General features: G+C 66.2%; 18 protein-coding genes and 1 other annotated feature. Of the genes, 11 read left to right on the top strand and 7 right to left on the bottom strand.

Annotated elements, in window-relative coordinates; all coding sequences use genetic code 11:
- Nucleotides 1–22 precede the first annotated feature (22 nt).
- The 4 genes from AC3WRC_RS05275 (at nucleotide 23) to AC3WRC_RS05260 (ending at nucleotide 5,407) form a co-directional block, all read left to right on the top strand.
- Nucleotides 23–1,237 (top strand): M16 family metallopeptidase, encoded by a 1,215-nt coding sequence (locus AC3WRC_RS05275; RefSeq protein WP_492303145.1) that lies wholly within the window; start codon nucleotides 23–25, stop codon nucleotides 1,235–1,237.
- A 551-nt stretch (nucleotides 1,238–1,788) separates the two neighbouring features.
- On the top strand, nucleotides 1,789–2,208 hold the full coding sequence (locus AC3WRC_RS05270; RefSeq protein ID WP_492303144.1) for a hypothetical protein: 420 nt from the start codon (nucleotides 1,789–1,791) through the stop codon (nucleotides 2,206–2,208).
- A gap of 2,112 nt (nucleotides 2,209–4,320) precedes the next feature.
- Complete coding sequence (locus AC3WRC_RS05265; protein ID WP_492303143.1) at nucleotides 4,321–4,701, top strand: hypothetical protein; 381 nt, start codon at nucleotides 4,321–4,323, stop codon at nucleotides 4,699–4,701.
- 151 nt (nucleotides 4,702–4,852) lie between these two features.
- Nucleotides 4,853–5,407 carry an NADPH-dependent FMN reductase gene (locus AC3WRC_RS05260; RefSeq protein ID WP_492303142.1) on the top strand — a complete coding sequence of 185 codons (555 nt, stop codon included), beginning with the start codon at nucleotides 4,853–4,855 and terminating at the stop codon, nucleotides 5,405–5,407.
- Here the strand turns inward: AC3WRC_RS05260 and AC3WRC_RS05255 are convergent.
- Together AC3WRC_RS05255 and AC3WRC_RS05250 are read right to left on the bottom strand one after the other, a co-directional pair.
- Entirely contained in the window at nucleotides 5,404–5,733 is a 330-nt protein-coding gene (locus AC3WRC_RS05255) for a hypothetical protein (RefSeq protein ID WP_165118199.1), read from the bottom strand. The two genes, AC3WRC_RS05260 and AC3WRC_RS05255, sit on opposite strands and share 4 nt — an antisense overlap.
- Nucleotides 5,734–5,958: 225 nt before the next feature.
- Nucleotides 5,959–6,171 (bottom strand): cold-shock protein, encoded by a 213-nt coding sequence (locus tag AC3WRC_RS05250; protein WP_008260410.1) that lies wholly within the window; start codon nucleotides 6,169–6,171, stop codon nucleotides 5,959–5,961.
- Between the two features lie 239 nt (nucleotides 6,172–6,410).
- Between AC3WRC_RS05250 and AC3WRC_RS05245 the strand changes: the two genes are divergently transcribed.
- The gene (locus AC3WRC_RS05245) at nucleotides 6,411–6,620 is read left to right on the top strand and encodes a hypothetical protein (protein WP_055753991.1); all 210 of its coding nucleotides are present in this window, start codon (nucleotides 6,411–6,413) and stop codon (nucleotides 6,618–6,620) included.
- A 4-nt stretch (nucleotides 6,621–6,624) separates the two neighbouring features.
- Here the strand turns inward: AC3WRC_RS05245 and AC3WRC_RS05240 are convergent, their stop codons facing one another.
- The 4 genes from AC3WRC_RS05240 to AC3WRC_RS05225 form a co-directional block, all read right to left on the bottom strand.
- Nucleotides 6,625–8,109 (bottom strand): SulP family inorganic anion transporter, encoded by a 1,485-nt coding sequence (locus tag AC3WRC_RS05240; protein WP_492303141.1) that lies wholly within the window; start codon nucleotides 8,107–8,109, stop codon nucleotides 6,625–6,627.
- A 52-nt stretch (nucleotides 8,110–8,161) separates the two neighbouring features.
- Nucleotides 8,162–8,225 (bottom strand) — a sequence feature (sul1 is cis-regulatory element that is thought to sense ions involved in sulfur or methionine metabolism; They are found in Alphaproteobacteria).
- Between the two features lie 49 nt (nucleotides 8,226–8,274).
- Nucleotides 8,275–9,456 (bottom strand): DUF1501 domain-containing protein, encoded by a 1,182-nt coding sequence (locus AC3WRC_RS05235; protein ID WP_492303140.1) that lies wholly within the window; start codon nucleotides 9,454–9,456, stop codon nucleotides 8,275–8,277.
- On the bottom strand, nucleotides 9,453–10,949 hold the full coding sequence (locus tag AC3WRC_RS05230) for a DUF1800 domain-containing protein (protein ID WP_492303139.1): 1,497 nt from the start codon (nucleotides 10,947–10,949) through the stop codon (nucleotides 9,453–9,455). The genes AC3WRC_RS05235 and AC3WRC_RS05230 overlap by 4 nt, the downstream gene beginning before the upstream one ends.
- An 87-nt stretch (nucleotides 10,950–11,036) precedes the next feature.
- Nucleotides 11,037–11,873, bottom strand: a complete 837-nt coding sequence (locus AC3WRC_RS05225) for a metal-dependent hydrolase (RefSeq protein WP_066549725.1) — start codon at nucleotides 11,871–11,873, stop codon at nucleotides 11,037–11,039.
- 47 nt (nucleotides 11,874–11,920) lie between these two features.
- Between AC3WRC_RS05225 and AC3WRC_RS05220 the strand changes: the two genes are divergently transcribed.
- The 3 genes from AC3WRC_RS05220 to AC3WRC_RS05210 are packed head-to-tail and all read left to right on the top strand — an operon-like array spanning nucleotide 11,921 to nucleotide 14,829.
- Nucleotides 11,921–12,514 (top strand): TetR/AcrR family transcriptional regulator, encoded by a 594-nt coding sequence (locus tag AC3WRC_RS05220; RefSeq protein WP_492303138.1) that lies wholly within the window; start codon nucleotides 11,921–11,923, stop codon nucleotides 12,512–12,514.
- Nucleotides 12,515–12,551: 37 nt separating this feature from the next.
- A complete protein-coding gene (locus AC3WRC_RS05215; protein ID WP_039244861.1) occupies nucleotides 12,552–13,130 on the top strand; it encodes a GNAT family N-acetyltransferase in 579 nt (192 codons plus the stop codon).
- 31 nt (nucleotides 13,131–13,161) lie between these two features.
- Complete coding sequence (locus tag AC3WRC_RS05210; protein ID WP_045809768.1) at nucleotides 13,162–14,829, top strand: putative bifunctional diguanylate cyclase/phosphodiesterase; 1,668 nt, start codon at nucleotides 13,162–13,164, stop codon at nucleotides 14,827–14,829.
- Nucleotides 14,830–14,832: 3 nt separating this feature from the next.
- Here AC3WRC_RS05210 and AC3WRC_RS05205 read toward each other — a convergent pair whose 3' ends face one another.
- Nucleotides 14,833–15,696, bottom strand: coding sequence for an MBL fold metallo-hydrolase (locus AC3WRC_RS05205; protein ID WP_492303137.1), 864 nt, complete (start codon nucleotides 15,694–15,696; stop codon nucleotides 14,833–14,835).
- A gap of 71 nt (nucleotides 15,697–15,767) precedes the next feature.
- Between AC3WRC_RS05205 and AC3WRC_RS05200 the strand changes: the two genes are divergently transcribed.
- The 3 genes from AC3WRC_RS05200 to AC3WRC_RS05190 are packed head-to-tail and all read left to right on the top strand — an operon-like array spanning nucleotide 15,768 to nucleotide 17,441.
- Nucleotides 15,768–16,100: an ArsR/SmtB family transcription factor gene (locus tag AC3WRC_RS05200; RefSeq protein WP_492303136.1), complete on the top strand. Its 333-nt coding sequence runs from the start codon at nucleotides 15,768–15,770 to the stop codon at nucleotides 16,098–16,100.
- Nucleotides 16,101–16,105: 5 nt separating this feature from the next.
- The gene (locus tag AC3WRC_RS05195) at nucleotides 16,106–16,654 is read left to right on the top strand and encodes a rhodanese family protein (protein ID WP_492303135.1); all 549 of its coding nucleotides are present in this window, start codon (nucleotides 16,106–16,108) and stop codon (nucleotides 16,652–16,654) included.
- Between the two features lie 4 nt (nucleotides 16,655–16,658).
- On the top strand, nucleotides 16,659–17,441 hold the full coding sequence (locus tag AC3WRC_RS05190) for a sulfite exporter TauE/SafE family protein (RefSeq protein WP_492303134.1): 783 nt from the start codon (nucleotides 16,659–16,661) through the stop codon (nucleotides 17,439–17,441).
- Nucleotides 17,442–17,463: the final 22 nt, after the last annotated feature.

Raw genomic sequence — 17,463 nt, 5'->3', positions numbered from 1 at the left:
CGTTCGCGTCATCTGCGATCCGATGCCGGGGCTGAAGACCCTGGCCGTCGTCGTCACCGTCAAGGGCGGGGCGCGGTGGGAGCCGCTGGATCGGTCCGGCTGGTCGCACCTGTTGGAGCATCTGGTGTTCAAGGGCGCCGGCGACATGGCAGCGCGCGAGATCGTCGAGCGGATCGAGGCCGAGGGGGGCACGATCAACGCCTCCACCGGCTACGAGCGGACCAGTTTCGAGGTGCGGGGGCTGGACGGCTCGCTGCCGCTGGCCATGCAGGTGCTGTCGGACCTGGTGTTCCGCCCCACGCTGGACCCGGCCGAGATTGAGCGCGAGAAGGACGTGGTGGCCCAGGAGATCGCCGAGGCCTTCGACACGCCCGACGACCATGTGTTCGAGATGGTGCAGACGCGCGCCTTCGCTAAACAGCCGCTGGGCCGTCCGATCCTGGGCTCTGTCGCCAGCCTGAAGCCGGCCGACAAGGCGTCGGTCGAGGCGTGGCGCGCGCGGCTGTATTCGCCCGACCGGATGGTGGTGTCGGTCTCAGGCGCGGTGGACGAAACCGAACTGCTGGCCCTGGCCGAGCGCTGGTTCGGCGATGCGGTCGCGACGCCGGCTGACGCGCCCGCGCCGGCCGCCTTCGTCGGCGGACACGCGAAGCTGACGCGCAAGATCGAACAAGCCAATCTGGTGTTCCAACTGCCGGCCCTGTCCGCGACCGATCCGGCGCTGTCGGCCATGCGGCTGTTCGGCGAAATCCTGGGCGGGGGCATGGCCTCGCGCCTGTTCCAGAGCGCGCGCGAGGAGCGAGGCCTGGCCTACGCCATCGACGCCTATCAGGAGCCGTACGAAGATGCGGGCGTGCTGGGCATCTACGCCGGGGCGGCGGCGGATCGGGCGAAAGAACTGGCCGAAGTCTCGGCGGCCGAGGTGCGGGCCCTGGCCGAGGTCGGGCCGACCGAAAAGGAGCTGTCGCGGGCCAAGGCGGTGATGAAGGCCGGCCTGTGGATGTCGGACGAAAACCCGATGAGCCGGGCGGGACGCAACGCCGCCCAGACCCTGATCTTCGGCGCCCCACGCTCCAGCCTGTCGATGACCGAACAGCTGGAAGCCCAGACGATTGAGAACGTGCGCGCGGTCGGCGGCCGGGTGCTGGCCTCTGGCCAGGCGGCCAGCGCCGTCCTGGGCCCGAAGTCGGCCGCACCGGCGGGCGAGGCGTTCGCGACAGCCCTGTTCGGGGGTTAGGCTTTCGGCTGGTCTTTGCTGACTTCAGTCGCTCTCGCGCGGAGGTTCAGCGGCAGATTATCCCAGCGGCGGCCGTCTGAATGTCCGGACAAGGGCACGAGGCTAACTTCTCTTCACGACCCGTTGCAGACATTGGTCAGCGTGAGAGAATGAGGCATGTGGCGGCTCAAGGGGCACCAATGACCAGATCAATGATGCGAAAACTGCTCCGAGCGCTCATCTCGTTTTTGCTGATTTCCGCAGTCTATTGGCTAATGTCTTACTTCGTCCTTCTGTATTTTATCGGATGGGCGATGGGCGAGGGTCCTGCGTTTAGGCCGTATTCAAGCGAGTTATCCTATCTGCTGCTTGTGGCTTTGGCAGGCGGTTATTTGGTTTGCCAGTTTTTTGGGCTGAAGGCTGCGGTCCGTAGGTAATGATTGCATTCCGCCGCTAGCCGCAGTTTGCAAATCCGGTTTTCAGGCTCGCCGGCAACGCCCGCTTTCGGCGGCGACTCTTAAGGCTGAAATCGACCCATTGCGGACATTTATAGTCGGTGCGACCGTTCGATCATGAAAGCGATCATGATTATGGCTGCCTCGTCCATCCTTGTCGCCTGTGCGACTACGCCATCGCAGGAAGCAGAATTTACAACTTTATCGTCTCAAGCTTGTGCTTTGCGGACGGCGGCACGCCATCACGCGGGTGAGGTGATCACTTTCAGAGGCCGCTATTCCTCCGACGGGCGCGAACGAGCTCGGATCGACGTCATCGATTGCCAACATCGCTATAGCGTCCACCGGTTCGCAGATGGGCTTGAGAAGGTGATGGATCCCAAAGCGCTTATTGGGTTCTACCCAAGGCGCTCTATTGAAGCTCTATTCACGGCGAGGATCGAACTCGTGCCGCCCAACACCCAATCTTATCAAGACGACGATGGAGTGCGGCTCGCACTCCTGACAGCCACCGAGATCGAGGCGACGCCCGAGTAGCCTTGCCAATGAAATGTGCATTGTCCGCTTCCCACCCTTAGTTGACGATGCCCGCGACCGCTTTTCCGGCCTGGAGGCCAACGTCCGCTTTCGGCTTCGAAGACCAGGGCTAAAATCGACCCGTTGCGGACATTCAAGCCATCGCCGAAAGTGCTCTCACATCAGGAGGTATGATCATGGAAGATCGTGACCGTGAACGCTGGGGCGGACCTTGGAGACGGGCAGGCTTTTACGCGGCTTTGGCAGCCATGCTCGCGGTAGCTGTCGTTGGGCTGGTCCGAGGCTTTAGCTGACAATATCCATCCGCTAGCCACCCATCAGTGACATGCAACCCGGACCGGTCTTCGGACTGATGGTGACGTCCGCTCTCAGCGCTTCAGGCTGGGACCGCAATCGACCTATAGGCAACATTGCGTGGGCATGGTTAGCTTTGCTGGTGACACCATCCATCCTAGCTTTTGCCCTCGTATTTTCTGGACAGGCCCTTACGACCGAGCGGCCGGTCAATGATGCGCCAGCTGTAGTCGTCGCCTATGCGGACAACGAAAAGGCCACTGCGGTTGGCGCTTCCTTTCGGTTGGACGACGGCCGGCTGAGAGCTTGGGCTTACACGGTCTTTCGGAATGGCTCGGCTTTCTCAGCCGGGGAAACGCCAGCCTATAGTGAAGAGTGGCTCGTTTTTGATTGCCGGGATGAATCGGTCAGAGTCCACCATGCTAAGTATTACAGACCAAATGCCGATCCATTTAGACCGGCGCCCATTCCATCTGGGTTCGAACCGGTCGAAGGGAATGTTCTTCGTCAGCATCAACTGGACGTTGCGTGCGGAACGGCCGCGAGACCTCAATACTCAGACTATTTTCGGTTTATGGAAGCTTACGGCCTGAACGATGGGCGCACTCCTCGGTCCCCACCAGGTCCGCTTGTGCGATAAGTCCGCTTCCCACCCCTAGCTGAAATCAACAGCGGCCGCTTTCCGGCCTGGTAGCCAACGTCCGTTTCAGGCGGGGAAGCCTTGGACCGAAATCGACCCATTGCAGAACTTCTGTCTTGGCAGTCTATGGACCCGCTTCGCGCCATCCGCGGCGCAGACCGGTCTTGAGAGTAAAGCAATGCCCCAGGCTAGGTGTCTGAGTTCCAAGGATGCGACGCTTGGTGGCGAGCGCGATGCGTGGCGACGCTGCCGCCTGGGGAATGTGAGCCGGGTAACCAGCGCGATTCTCGTTCTGCTAGTGTCTTCGGGATGCGAGGCCGAGACGTCAGTGCGGTCGGACTCAAGCACCTCGTTACTCACGGGCCGCGAAATCCATCAACTGCAGAACTTTACGGCCATGGAAGCCGCTGGGAACGTTCAAGTCGGGAATCGTCGGTACTCGATTCCGCGTGTGCCCTATATCGATTTGGCCGAGTTCGGCCATGGGACGCCCACTGCGTATAAGAGCGCGGCGGTTATGCTGAGAACCGTGAAAATGGCCGTCCAACAGCCGGGGGATTTGTACCCGCCGCGAAACCGAGTGCTTGCCACGGTCGACTTCAATCGTCCGCGTGGGCCGGCCGCGCTTCCGGCTCCAGCTCCAACTTCGGTCCCGGTTCCGGACGGATGGGTTCGGTCGGAACGTGGCCTGCCCGAACTTCCCGATGTCGATCTATGGTTGGATACGCAGCAATGCGTCGACGACCTGCCACCGCCGCCGTCGCCTGACAAATCCAGCTTACGGATCCAAGCGATGTGGACTGTCGATGACGTGCCTCTGCTGTTGATCTGTGACACCCCACTGGCGCCGAACCCCAGTGGCCAGTTGACCCTGAGATGTAACGGGGGGTCTGAACCAACGCACTTGGGAGTGGTCATTGGGTTTCAAGGTTTGGTGTCGTTGGAGCGCGGCTGCCGAGCAGCGCTCGAAGAGCTTGCGCCTTCCTTTGCATACCTGCCGTTGATCGTGGCGGACTGGCTCGAGAGGTAGGCTGACGCCCCTAGACGGAAGCCCCCAAGAAGTGTCCGCAAACCGCCCACAGCGGACATTAGGATTGGAAGCTGGAAAGGGAGGCCCTATTCGTTGTGTCTGTTTGCCAGGTCTGAACGCGTAAACAACCGGGGGACAAGACCAGCACATGATCGTCATCGCAGTCTCGACCATGGCAATCATTTGGGGCTCTAGCTGCGGATCAGTTGTCCCGGCCACTGAACCGTTGGCTGCTCCTCACAATGAGAGCGTCCAAGAGATGATGACGCGTGTCTCTTCCATGCCCTGCGTCATCCGTGAGGACGAAGTCGATTGGACCCTTTTCAAGGACGACTCCACGTTGAGCTACTGGGCGTTCGTTCGAAATGAACATCCCGCCTATCCCTCAGCAGTCGTGACTACGTTCGTTCGCGGGCGCGGAGCCTATTTGGACACGATCGTGCGCGTTCAATGTGAAGCTAAGCGCAGCGTGTGTGATCAGCTGCAGTCTGACGTAGGTGAGATGAGTGCTTCCGTCCTTCATCCGTAACAGGCCAGGGAATGTCACTTTCCCACCCGTAACAGCCCTTCGCGATGTCCGCTTTGTGCGCAGGTGAACGGCTGGGCGGGTTAAAACGGAACATCCGACCGCCGGGATCGGTTATGCTGGCGCTTGAACCCGTCCAGCCCGGAGACCTTCCATGACCGTCCGCGTCGCCCTGATCGTCGGCAGCCTGCGCAAAGACTCCTATTCGCGCGCCATCGGCATGGCGTTGAAGGCGCTGGCCGAGCCGGGGCTGGAGATCGAGTTGGTCGAGATCGGCGACCTGCCGCTCTATGACCCCGATCTGGAGACCGAGAACCCGCCGCCCGCCTGGGAGCGGTTCCGCGAGGAGGTGGCGACGACCGAGGCGGTGCTGTTCGTCACGCCCGAATACAATCGCTCCATTCCCGGCGCGCTGAAGAACGCGCTGGACGTCGGCTCTCGCCCCTATGGCCACAGCATCTGGCAGGGCAAGCCCGCCGCCATCGTCAGCGTCTCGCCCGGCGCCGTCGCGGCCTTCGGCGCCAACCACCACCTGCGCCAGCCGCTTGTGTTCCTGAACATGCCGACGATGCAGCAGCCCGAGGCCTATATCGGCAATGTCGTGGACCTGCTGGACGAGAACGGCAAGCTGAAGAAGGACGACACCAAGACCTTCCTGAAAAGCTTCACCGACGCCTTCGCCGCCTGGATCGACAAGACGAAGGCCTAGACCTGCAAAGCTGATATGAATTTCGCGGGGTCGCTTACCCGAAGATCGACAACGACGGGATTGTCCATGTCGGTGAGACGCAGTCGGACGTTCATACCTGTCCAATCCCTACGCGCCTCGGCTCTGACGACGGCGAGAGGTTTGCGGAACTCAAGCCCGAACGTCCCGTAGGGCATAAACAGGGTGATCGGGAAAATAGGCGAAAGCCAAAGCTCTCCGCCATCGATGACCACCATCAGGCAGTTGCTCGCGCCTCCCCACTTCCCCTTTTGTTTGCCAGAGGCGCGGGTGTCAGCGTAACGCGCCGAAGCGGGAGGCTTGGGCATGAGGGGTTCGCCCCGACCTCGTCGGCTATTCACGGCAAACCAGATCAAGGCTGGCCATGTGATAACAACGCCTATTACCCAGACGGTTAGAAAAACGATCTCTGGTTTCATGTGGCTAAGCTAGGGCTGGGTCAGACGAGAGTCATCTGTTCCATCGGATAGTTGAAATTGAAAACGGCGGCTCCGTGAGGAGCCGCCGTCGCCAGATCAGCTGTGAGGCTGAAATCAGCCGATGGTTTGCAGCTGGCCAGCCGATTCCTTGCCCGAACGCTTGTCGCGTTCCAGCTCGTAGGAAACCTTCTGGTTTTCATCCAGGCCGCGCAGGCCAGCGCCTTCGACGGCCGAGATGTGGACGAAGACGTCCTTGCCGCCGTCGTCGGGTTGGATGAAGCCGTAACCCTTGGTCGGGTTGAACCATTTGACAGTGCCGGTAGCCATTTTGAGACCTCCGTTAGAAATTGACCGAGGGAACGTCCCTGCGGCCTGTCGGGTCTGAATGGGAGCGGCCTTGACTCGTGCGTTCGCAGAGAGAGTGGGCGTTACGCAGAGAGATCGACGAGCTCTATGTGCGCAGATATTCATGACAGATGCAAGCGCGGGCCGGTCGGGCCGAAAATCCAATAATGGGAACGGTTTAGCTTGGCGCGCGTTGTTGGAAGGCACGAAAGGCTTCCAACATGAACCGCACCCACGTCGTGGAGCGCGCCTACCAGCTCGCTCGGACCAACGATTGTCTGAACACCGGCGATGTCGTCAAAGCGTTGTCGGGCGAGGGCTATTCGGGCGCCGAAATCTCGCACTTCCAGGGCAGCTCGATCCGGGCCGACCTGAACCGCATCTGCAAGATGCCCAAGCCCGACCTCGAACCGACCTCCAACGCCGCCTGACGGCTCAATGCGCGCCGGCGCCGTCCGGCAGATGCATCTTCTCGAACCGCCCCACCCGCGTGACCAGGGTGCGGGCGGCGTCGTTCATGCCCAAAACCTGCACCTCCGCGCCCTGACGGCGGTAGCGGAAGACGACCTTGTCCACGGCGGCGACGCCGGTCAGATCCCACAGATGGGCGTCGCTGAGATCGATCTCGACGCGCGTGGGTTGGCCGTGATGCTCGAAGCTGGCGGCGAACAGATCGGCCGAGGCGAAGAACAGCTGGCCTGAGACGCGGTAGCGCAGCACGCCCGGTCCCGGCGTCGGGACCTCGGTCACGGCGATGGTCTTGCCGACCTTGCGCATGAAGAAGATCGCCGACAGCAGCACCCCCAAGATGACGCCCTTGGAGAGGTCGTGGGTGGCGACGACCGTCACGGTCGTGGCGATCATGACGATGGACGACTGAAGCGGGGTGGAGCGCAGCTTCATCACCGAGGACCAGTCGAAGGTGCCGATGGAGACCATGATCATGACGGCGACCAGGGCGGCCATCGGGATCTGAGCGACCCATGTCTGAAGCGCCAGCATCAAAAACAGCAGGAACAGGCCGGCCCACAGGGTGGACAGACGCCCGCGCGCGCCCGAGGTGACGTTGATCATCGACTGGCCGATCATTGCGCAACCGGCCATGCCGCCGAACAGGGGCGACAGGATGTTGGCGATCCCCTGGCCGCGCGTCTCGCGGTCCTTGTCCGACGCCGTGTCGGTGATGTCGTCGATCAGGTTCGCGGTCAGCAGGCTTTCCAGCAGACCGACGAAGGCCAGGGTCGCCGAGATCGGGGCGATGATGACCAGCATCTCCCACGTCAGGGGGACGGCGGGCAGATGGAACATCGGCAGGCTGGTCGGCATCTGGCCCATGTCGCCGACGGTGCGCACGTCCAGCTTCAGCACGATCACCAGGGCGCTGATGGCCACGATGGCGACCAAGGGCGAGGGCACGGCCTTGGTGAGGCGCGGAAAGCCGTAGATGACGACCAGGGCCGCCGCGACAAGGGCGTAGGTGATCCAGCCCCGGCCGATCAGCTCGGGCATCTGGGCCAGGAAGATCAGGATCGCCAGCGAGTTGACGAAGCCGGTCATGACGCTGCGGCTGACGAACTTGATGTAGCGGCCCAGCTTCAGCAGGCCGATGACGATCTGGAACACGCCGCACAGGATCGAGGCGGCGAACAGATATTCCAGCCCATGGTCGCGCACGAGCGTGACCATCAGCAGGGCCATGGCGCCGGTCGCGGCCGAGATCATGGCCGGCCGGCCGCCCGCGAAGGCGATGGTTACGGCGATGACCACGCTGGCGTAGAGGCCGACGGCGGGATCGACGCCGGCGATGATGGAAAAGGCGATGGCTTCTGGGATTAGGGCCAGGGCCACGACGGTCCCAGCCAGAAGATCGCGGCGAGGATTGGCGAGCCATTGCTGGCGCGCGGAGGCGATGATGGACATGTCAGGATTTCATCTGGATGAGCCTGACCGATGTTTCGGTTTCCGGCGGCTCGGTTTCCCAGCGGATCGGCGGCGGGGATAGCCACCCGTCGCCTGCGAACAGGGCCGGGTCCAAGGTGATGGCGTCCTGATGCGATGTTGCGCCGCGAAAAGCAAGCGTGACGGCTAGACCAGTCCATCCATGGCCGGCGCTTCGGCGGCGCTGCCGGGGAAGACGCGGGCGTCCAGGGCGGCGCGGTCCAGGCCCATGTGATCGCGCAACACGCCCTTGAACACCGAACGGATGTCCAGGGTCGGCGCCAGGTCGCGGTTCTCGAATAGGCGGTTGTCGGCCAGGGTCGGCCAGTCGCCGATGGGGCCGCCGCGCTTGACCGCCCCGCCCGCCAGCAGAAGCGACGAGCCGGTGCCGTGGTCGGTGCCCTGGGTGCCGTTGGCGCGGGCGGTGCGGCCAAACTCTGTGGCGACGATTACGGCGGTGCGCGACCAGGCGTCGTTCAGGCCGTCCTTCAGGCCAATGATGAGCTGATCCAGGCCCGTCAACCGCGTCTGGAGCTGGGCGCGCTGGCCCGCGTGGGTGTCCCAGCCGTCCAACGAGACGGCGACGATGTCGGCGCCCTCCGGTCCGGTCATCAGTTTGGCGACGGCCTGGCCCAGGCCCTGGACGTCGTTGCGACGCAGGCTTTTGTCGCCGCCCTCCATGCTGACCAGCTGCTCGGTCGCCAGACCGCGCGCCAGGTTCTGGCCCAGCATCGGATCCTCGACATAGAGATCCTGAAGCAATGAGGCGATGCGGTCGCCGTCGCGCACCAGACCACCGGGCGCCCAGCTGGACACCGGGGCGTCGCCGCGCAGGATCAGGGGCGTCTGGGCGCCGATCGATAGGCCTTTCAGCGACGTTCCGCCGGCCGCGACGATGGCGCGGTTCAGCCAGCCGTCGGATTGCTGGCGCAGACCTTCGCCGCCGTTCTCCAGCACGTCCTGGGCGTCGAAGTGCGAGCGGATGCGCACGGGCAGGGCGACGGCGGGGGCGAACCGCATCTGACCCTGACCATAAAGGGCGTGCAGGCCCGCAAGCGCCGGGTGCAGGCCGAAGCCTTCGTTCAGGGCCAGGGCGCCGTTCGCCTCGCCGGGTGCGGCGATGGCCAGACCGCCACGCAACGGGACATAGTTGGCGTCGCCGTAGGGCACGGTGACGGACAGCCCGTCCATCGCGCCGCGCGCGATGACGACAACCAGCTTGTTGGCCAAGCCGCTGGTCTGGGCGGCGACGCGGCCGGCGAAGGCCAGGCCGACCCCGGCGGAGGCGGCGGCCAGCAGATGGCGGCGGTTGATATTGAGGGCGGTCATCGGCGTTGGAACTCCGGCGACATGAACAGAAGGGTGAGGGCCTCGGGCCGGCTTTCGGCGCGGGCGACGGCCATGCGGGTGCGTTCGCCGAGGCGCGGACCGAGGGCGGAGGCGGCGACCGCATTGGGATCGCCCGCCTGGGCCAGATCGGCGGCGGTGCGCGACCAATTCAGCCGTTTGACCAGGGCGTCGGAGCCGGCCCAGTCGGCGGCCGTGTCCGGCCAACCCTCGGGCGACGGGGGCGCGAACGGCGGCTGGCCCATGTCGAGCAGGGCCTGGCGCAACGGCTGGACCCGCTGAGGCCGGGTTCCCAGCGCGCGATGGGTCGATACGATGAAGTCGTAGGGCGTCTTGATCTTGGCCGGTTGCGGCGTCCAGGTCTCGGGCGCGGCGATCAGGGCGCGGGCGACCTGGGCCAGATCGCCGCCGGACCCCGTCCAGGCCGCTTCCAGTCGGGCGACCAGGGCGGGCGACGGATCGTCGGCGACGAAATGGGCGGCGAGACGGCGCGACAGGCGTTTGGCCGTCGCCGGATGCCGGGCCAGGTCACGCAGGATGGCCTGACATTGGGCCAGGCCCGCCGCCGGATAGGTCTTGCCCATCACCGTGCGGGTTCCGGGTTCGTGCACATTGGCGCGGAAGACGAAGCCGTCGGGGCCGGGCTCGGTCGGGGCGGCCATATTGCGTGCGCGACGCGGACGGTTGGCCTGACGCTGGTCGCGGGCGGCGGGAACGGACCAGCCGGTCAGGGCGCGGGCCAGTTCGGTCACATCGCCCTGCGTATAGCCGCCGTCGGCGCCGACGGTGTGCAACTCCATCATCTCGCGGGCCAGGTTCTCGTTCAGCCCGGCGTTGCGGCGCGCGCCGGCCATGCTGTCGGGACCGACCGAGCGGGCCTGATCCAGATAGAGCAGCATGGCGGGATGCTGATCGGCGGCCAGGACCAGATCCTCGAACCGGCCGAAGACGTGGGGGCGGATGGCCTCGCGCTCGTACTGGCCGACGAAGGCGCCGCTGGCGAACTTGGCGGCCGAGACGGTCAGGGCGTTCGACCAGAACAGGGCCCAGCGCTCGGCGAAGCCGTCGTCGGTGGTCGCGCCGAGCTGGGCGCGGGCCAGGAACTCCTGCGCCGTGTCTTGGGTGATGTCGCGGCGGGCGGCCTGGCGGGCTTCGCGCCGGGCGACGGCCTGCGGATCGGCGGCGTCCGGCATACCGGAAGCGGGGGCAGGGGAGGGGGCGGCCTCGGCCGTCGCCGGAGCGGCGGCGCGTCGGTCGCGGCGCGCGAGGCCGGCGTCGCTCTGATAGTCGATATATTGGGCGACGCGTTCGGTGGTGTCGGCGAACTGGCCCGACGGCTGGGGCGCGCCCTGGCGACGAATCTGGGCTGTGGCCCAGCCGCGCGGATCGGCGGCGACGCGGTCGATCTCGCCCGGCCGGGCGCCCAGACCCAGGCGCGTCAGGGCGACGGCGGCGTCGGTCGGTGATGAAGCCATGGCCTTCTCCTCGTCCGTCCCCCGCACATTGTAACGCCTTCGGGCGAAAACTCCGTCGCGGGGTCGGATTTGAGGGTAGGCGGCCAATCAGGCGGGTTGGGCCAAACCGGCCTCCGCGTCCGCGATCAGGTCGCGGTCATCAACCTGCCACGGGTGGAAGTCGGGTTTGTAGAAGGCCAGGTAGTCGCCGATCATCCGGCGATACAGACCCGGCTTCAGCCACAGCCAGCGGAACAGGCCCAGACGCGCGCGCCAGCCGACGATGCCGTCCTGCTTCAGCAGCATGAAGGTCGTCTCGCGCACCGTGCGGGTGAACAGCAGGGTCGTCAGGAACATGGCCCAGCGCCGGATGCGCCAGCGCTTCAGCGGACTGAGGTCCCGGGTCGCGTGCAGGAAGACGTCATAGGCCACGCCCTTGTGCTCGATCTCCTCGATGGAGTGCCAGCGCCACAGGCGGGCCAGGTCGTGGGGCGAGCCCTTCAGCAGCTCCGGATCGGCCAGCAGCCGATGGGCGAAGGCGGCGGTGAAATGCTCCAGCGCCATGGTCGCCGCCAGCTGGGCCAGGGCCGGACGGGCGCGGGCGATGTCGAGCCGCGCTGTGACATAGGCCTCGATCTCGGCGGTGTCGTAGCCGGCGCGTTCGGTGATGGCGTTGAAGGCCATGTGTTCGCGGGTGTGGGCGCCCTCCTGGACCGTGAAGGCGCGGATGTCGGCGGCCAGGGCCGGGGGCGCGTCCTTGGCGAACCGCTTGACCGACTGGATGAAGAACCGCTCGCCGTCGGGGAAGGTGAGGCTGAGGGCGTTCATCACGGCGGTGCCGAACGGGTCGCCGTTCAGCCACCAGCGTGGCGTCGGAGCCTCGCGGTCGATATGCAGGTCGCGCGGCTTGATCTGGAGGTCGGCGGGGGTGGCGGATTTCGCCATGGTTCTGCTCCTCGATTTCGAGCAGAGGATGGAGTTAACTGACATCAATGTCAACTAATGGTCCGGTAAAGCGACGACGCGGGGCGGTGGCGCGCGAAGAGGCGCTGGAGGCGGCGCGCGACCTGCTGCTGTCGGGCGGGCCGGCGGCGGTGACGCTGAAGGCGGTGGGCGAGCGGATGGGCGTAGGTCACGCCAATCTGATCCATCATTTCGGCTCGGCGGCCGGGCTTCAGGGCGCGCTGATGGATGCGATGGTGCGCGATCTGGCGCAGCGGATCGAGGCCGGCCTGGGAGAAGGGCGCGACGGCGTCGAGCCGGGGCGGCTGATGAGCGTCGTGTTCGACGCCTTCGGACCGGGCGGCGCCTCTCAGATGGCGGCCTGGCTGGCGCTGGCGCGCGAGCAGGGCCGCGCCGAGAGCTTCGCCGAGGTGGTGCGCGATCTGGCCGAACGGCTGGCGGCCATGGCGCCCGATGATCCCAAGGCGGCCGAGCGGGCCAAGGCCCTGGTGGTTACGGCGGCCTATATGGCCTTCGCCGAGGGGCTGATCGGGGACATCCTGACGCCGATGCTGGGCGCGCCCGAGGGGCTGGGCCGCGACCTGGCGCTGAAGCTGACCGCGACACTTTTGGCCGAACCGTAAGGTTCAGAGCCGAATCTTGGTGCTATAGTTCCCATCGATGGCGCTTCTGGATTGGATGAGCGATGTGGCCGGGCCCGTGATCCGGGGGGACGGCGTGCTGCTGCGCCCGCCGCGTGCCGCCGATTACGCCGCCTGGTCCACGCTGCGCGACGGTTCGCGCGACTATCTGCAACCGTGGGAGCCGGCCTGGCCCGAGGACGACCTGACCAAGGCGGCCTTCCGGCGCCGGCTGTCGATCTATGCGCGCGAGATGGAGCTGGGCAACGCCTGGCCCTTCTTCGTCTTCGTGCAGGACGGCAAGACCCTGGCGGGGGCGGTGACCCTGTCGAACGTGCGGCGCGGCGTCGCCGAGACGGGGACGCTTGGCTATTGGATCGGTCAGCCGTTTTCCGGTCAGGGCGTGGCGACGGCGGGCGTTCGGGCCGTGGTCGGATACGCGTTCGACAAGCTGAAGCTGCACCGGCTGGAGGCGGCCTGTCTGCCCACCAACCACGGCTCGCGACGGGTGCTGGAGAAATCCGGCTTTCGCAACGAAGGTCGGGCTCGCGCTTATTTGAAAATTAACGGCGAGTGGGCAGACCATTTGTTGTTCGGCCTGGTCGAGGACGAGCGTTGACGGCCGGGGGCCGTCTGGAAGGGCGAGACGCGTGACACCACGATCCCGATCGCTGGCCTGGGACGCCACGACCGCCATCGAGGCGCTGGCCGCCGCCGAGACGGCCCTGTGGGTCTGGACGCCTGCGGCGGACGAACTGCGCTTCACCGGGGCTACGCGATCGCTGGGCCTGGGACCGCTGGCGCCGGAATGCACGGCCGCCGGATTCGTGGCCCTGGCCATGCCGCAGGATCGCAGTTTAGCCGAGCGGATGCTCAAACCCCAGGACGAGGGGGCCGAGATCGCCGTGCGTCTGCGCATGCGCGGGTCCGAGACCTGTCTATGGCGCGGCGTCTGGCTGGAGGACGGCCTGCGCGCCGCCGGCGTCGTGGCGCTGGAGACCAAGTTCGCCGGATCGGACCGCGACACCCTGACAGGCCTTCTGGATCGTCGCGCCTTCCTGGCCCGCGTCAGCGAGGTGCTGACCCAGCCCGGCGAATATGAGATCGTGGTCGGCGACGTGGACCGGCTGCGGCGCCTGAACGAGGCGCTGGGTCATGAGCGGACCGACCTTGTGCTGTCGGCCCTGGGTTCGCGCCTCGCCGCCGCCTTCAACAAGGACGCCTCGGCCGCGCGGATCGGCGAGGACGAGTTCGCTATCATCGTCCCCAAGACCGCCTCCCACACCAGCTATCGCGTTCGCGACGCGCTGGAACAGCCGTTGCGGGTCGCGGGCTTCGACATCTATCCGACCGTCTCAATCGGGGCGGTGATGGTGGAGGGCGGGCCGGATGCGCCCGACGCCGCCGAACTGTTGCGCCGGGTCGAGCTGGCGGTGGAATCGGCCAAGGGCGCCGGGCGCGGCGGGTCGGCCGCCTATGGCCGGGCGCTGGAAAGCGACAGCTTGAGCCGTCTGGCGCTGGAGGCGGATCTGAGGAACGCCTTCGTGCGCGGCGAGATCGTGCCCTTCTTCCAGCCCATCGTGAACCTGAACACCGGGGCCGTCGCCGGCTTCGAGGCCCTTGCGCGCTGGCGTCACCCGCGCCGGGGTTTGGTGCCGCCAGACGAGTTCCTGGGCCTGACCGCCGACCTGGGCATGATGAACGACCTGGGCCTGCTGATGATGACCCAGTCGGCGAGACAGCTGGCCGAATGGATCGAACGCCATCCGCTGGCCGGCAAGCTGTTCTGCAGCGTCAACCTTTCGGTCGGCGAGATCGAGCGCCCTCATCTGTGCGAGGACGTGGCGCGCATCATCAAGGAGACAGGCCTGCCCAAGGGCGCGCTGAAGCTGGAAGTCACCGAGGGCGACATCATGCGCGACACCGCGCGCGCCGCCGAGGTGTTGCAATCGCTGAAGGACGTCGGCGCCTCGCTGGCGCTGGACGACTTCGGCACCGGCTTCTCGTCGCTTTCCTATCTGGCGCGCCTGCCGTTCGATACGCTGAAGATCGACCGCTATTTCGTGCTGACGATGAACAAGGACGAAGGCTCGGCCAAGATCGTCAAGTCGGTGGTCAACCTGGGCCGCGACCTGTCGCTGGAAGTCGTCGCCGAGGGCGTGGAGAACGCCGAACTGGCCCGCCTGCTGCTGGACGCCCAATGCCACTACGGCCAGGGCTTCGGCTATGCCCCCGCCCTGCCCGCGCAGGAGGCCGAGGTCTATCTGGCCGAAAGCCTGGCGGACGGCACCGCGCCGCTGAAGCAGCGCTCGGCGTAAGGCTCAGATCGCGTTTAGCGGCAGGCGCAGGTAGCGCTGGCCGTTGGCGTCGGGGGGCGGCAGGTCGCCGGCGCGGATGTTGACCTGAAGCGAGGGCAGGATCAGCTGCGGCGCGCCCAGGGTCGCGTCGCGCGCCTCTCGCATGGCGACGAAGGCGTCTTCCGACACGCCGCCGATGTGGATGTTGTGCGCGCGTTGCCGAGCCACGGTCGTCTCGAACTGGTAGTCGGTGCGGCCTTGGGGCAGATAGTCGTGGCCGACGAAGACGCGGGTTTCGTCCGGCAGGGTCAGCAGGCGCTGGATCGAGCGATACAGGGTCCGGGCGTCGCCGCCGGGGAAGTCCGTTCGGGCCGTGCCGTAGTCGGGCATGAACAGGGTGTCGCCGGTGAAGACCGCATCGCCGATCCGGTAGCTGACGCAGGCGGGGGTGTGGCCGGGCGTGTGGATGACCTCGACCGTCAGATCGCCAAGGGCGAAGGCGTCGCCGTCCGCATAGAGATGATCGAAAACCGCGCCGTCCGGTCGCACGTTGTCGGCGCCGAACAGGGGGCCGAAGGCCGACTGAACCTGGGTGATCCGCCCGCCGATGCCGATCGACACGCCCGTCATCGCACGCAGGTGCGCCGCCGCCGTCAGGTGGTCGGCGTGGGCGTGGGTTTCGAGAACCAGAGCCAAGGTCAGGCCCGATGACCGCAGCGCCGCCATGACGGCGTCGATCGACCGCGTCGAGGTGCGGGCCGAGGGCGCGTCGAAGTCCAGGACGGGGTCGATGATCGCCGCCTGACCCGTCGCGGGGTCACTGACCAGATAGGTGACGGTGTGGGTCGCGGGATCGAAAAAGCCGCGAACATCGGGGGATTGGGTCATGCGTGAATGCTCCTTCGCCACCCAATATATTAGGTATTGCTTATTTAGCAACCTCGCATATATTGCACGCCATGATCGACCTTCAGACCATCGGACTTGAGCGATTCCAGGCCAGCGCGGGCGAGGCGGCGGCCTTGCTGCGCGCCCTGTCCAACGAGAAGCGGCTGATGATCCTGTGTCAGTTGGGCGACGGCGAGATGGCCGTCAGCCAGCTGCTGCCTCAAGTCGGCCTGTCGCAATCGGCCCTGTCCCAGCACCTGGCCAAGCTGCGCGACGAGGCGTTGGTGAGCACGCGTCGGGACGGCACGACCATCTTCTACCGCATCGCCGATCCGGCCGTCCTGAAGGTCATCGCCGTGCTGGCCGAAATCTATTGTCCCCCTGTTTCCTCCGAAAAGGCATGATCCTCATGAGCGTCCTGACCCCCCTGTCCCCCGCCGAGGTTTCGCATCGGCTGAAGCAGAACGCGGCCGTGCTGATCGACATTCGCGAGCCCGACGAGTTCGTCAGAGAGCATGTCGTCGGCGCCGTCCATGCGCCGCTGTCGGCCTTAGACGCCTTCACGCCGGCGGGCATCGACGGGCGCGACGTCATCTTCACCTGCCGAACCGGCAATCGGACGGGCGTCAACTGCGACCGCCTGGCGGCCAAGACGACGGGGCAAGCCTTTGTCCTGGAAGGCGGGCTGGACGCGTGGAAGGCGAAGGGCCTGGCCACCCACGCCGACCGCTCAAAGCCGATCGAACTGATGCGTCAGGTGCAGATGGTCGCGGGCGGCCTGATCCTGATCGGCGCAGCGCTGGGCCTGCTGGTGCATCCGGCCTTCTGGGGTCTGTCCGCCTTCGTCGGCGCGGGTCTGTTCGTCGCGGGTGCGACGGGCTTTTGCGGCATGGCGCGGCTGCTGGCCGTCATGCCCTGGAACAGAACCGCGACCCGGCCCGTGACAAGAGCAGCGTGATCCGATGACGACCGAGCTGACACCGCTGGTCCTGACCGCCTTCAGCGGCGGCGTCGTCGCCCTGCTGCTGACCCTGTTCGGCGGCGGCGGATCGGTTCTGGCCGTGCCGCTGCTGCTGTATGTCGTCGGCGTCGCCGATCCCCACGTCGCCATCGGCGTGTCGGCGGCGGGCGTGGCGCTGAACGCCCTGACGGCTCTGGCCGGTCACGCCAGCGCAGGGCGGGTGCGCTGGCCCTGCGCCACCCTGTTCGCCTTCACCGGCGCGGCCGGGGCCTGGTTCGGATCGTCCCTGGCCAAGATGATCGACGGCCATCAGCTGCTGCTGATCTTCGCCGTCGCCATGGCGGCCGTGGGCGTGTCGATGCTGCGTCCCAAGGCGGCGGTCGCGCGGGCCGAGCCCCGGCTGAACTGGTCCATGTCGCCGCGCGTCGGCATGGCGGGCGCCGGCGTCGGCTCGGCCACCGGCTTCTTCGGCATCGGCGGCGGCTTTCTGATCGTGCCCGGTCTGATGGCGTCGACGGGCATGAGCCTGGCGACCGCCCAGGCGACGTCTTTGCTCAGCGTGGCCGCGTTCGGGGCGACCACGGCGGGCAACTATGCGCTGTCCGGATGGGTCGATCCGGGCCTGGTCGCCGCCATGGCGGTCGGCGGGGTCGCCGGGACGGCGGCGGGTCTGCCGCTGGCGCGACGGCTGGGGTCGAACGCCCGGCTTGGGCACATCCTGTTTGCGGGGCTGATCCTGATGGTCGCCGCCTATGTCGCGGTGCGGGCGATCCTGGCGCTCTGAGACCTCTGTTCAGCGGGCCGTC

The organism is Brevundimonas sp. EU05-FHT14B07, from assembly GCF_058790795.1.
The sequence above is the reverse complement of the archived record's forward strand: the minus strand, read 5'-3'. Positions and strand labels throughout refer to the sequence as shown.

Excerpts from the sequence above, each read along its gene's own strand:
- AC3WRC_RS05275 (WP_492303145.1), top strand. The coding sequence starts at position 23 with ATGCCGGGGCTGAAGACCCTGGCCGTCGTCGTCACCGTCAAGGGCGGG.
- AC3WRC_RS05270 (WP_492303144.1), top strand. The coding sequence starts at position 1,789 with ATGAAAGCGATCATGATTATGGCTGCCTCGTCCATCCTTGTCGCCTGT.
- AC3WRC_RS05265 (WP_492303143.1), top strand. The coding sequence starts at position 4,321 with ATGATCGTCATCGCAGTCTCGACCATGGCAATCATTTGGGGCTCTAGC.
- AC3WRC_RS05260 (WP_492303142.1), top strand. The coding sequence starts at position 4,853 with ATGACCGTCCGCGTCGCCCTGATCGTCGGCAGCCTGCGCAAAGACTCC.
- AC3WRC_RS05255 (WP_165118199.1), bottom strand. The coding sequence starts at position 5,733 with ATGCCCAAGCCTCCCGCTTCGGCGCGTTACGCTGACACCCGCGCCTCT.
- AC3WRC_RS05250 (WP_008260410.1), bottom strand. The coding sequence starts at position 6,171 with ATGGCTACCGGCACTGTCAAATGGTTCAACCCGACCAAGGGTTACGGC.
- AC3WRC_RS05245 (WP_055753991.1), top strand. The coding sequence starts at position 6,411 with ATGAACCGCACCCACGTCGTGGAGCGCGCCTACCAGCTCGCTCGGACC.
- AC3WRC_RS05240 (WP_492303141.1), bottom strand. The coding sequence starts at position 8,109 with ATGTCCATCATCGCCTCCGCGCGCCAGCAATGGCTCGCCAATCCTCGC.
- AC3WRC_RS05235 (WP_492303140.1), bottom strand. The coding sequence starts at position 9,456 with ATGACCGCCCTCAATATCAACCGCCGCCATCTGCTGGCCGCCGCCTCC.
- AC3WRC_RS05230 (WP_492303139.1), bottom strand. The coding sequence starts at position 10,949 with ATGGCTTCATCACCGACCGACGCCGCCGTCGCCCTGACGCGCCTGGGT.
- AC3WRC_RS05225 (WP_066549725.1), bottom strand. The coding sequence starts at position 11,873 with ATGGCGAAATCCGCCACCCCCGCCGACCTCCAGATCAAGCCGCGCGAC.
- AC3WRC_RS05220 (WP_492303138.1), top strand. The coding sequence starts at position 11,921 with ATGTCAACTAATGGTCCGGTAAAGCGACGACGCGGGGCGGTGGCGCGC.
- AC3WRC_RS05215 (WP_039244861.1), top strand. The coding sequence starts at position 12,552 with ATGGCGCTTCTGGATTGGATGAGCGATGTGGCCGGGCCCGTGATCCGG.
- AC3WRC_RS05205 (WP_492303137.1), bottom strand. The coding sequence starts at position 15,696 with ATGACCCAATCCCCCGATGTTCGCGGCTTTTTCGATCCCGCGACCCAC.
- AC3WRC_RS05200 (WP_492303136.1), top strand. The coding sequence starts at position 15,768 with ATGATCGACCTTCAGACCATCGGACTTGAGCGATTCCAGGCCAGCGCG.
- AC3WRC_RS05195 (WP_492303135.1), top strand. The coding sequence starts at position 16,106 with ATGAGCGTCCTGACCCCCCTGTCCCCCGCCGAGGTTTCGCATCGGCTG.
- AC3WRC_RS05190 (WP_492303134.1), top strand. The coding sequence starts at position 16,659 with ATGACGACCGAGCTGACACCGCTGGTCCTGACCGCCTTCAGCGGCGGC.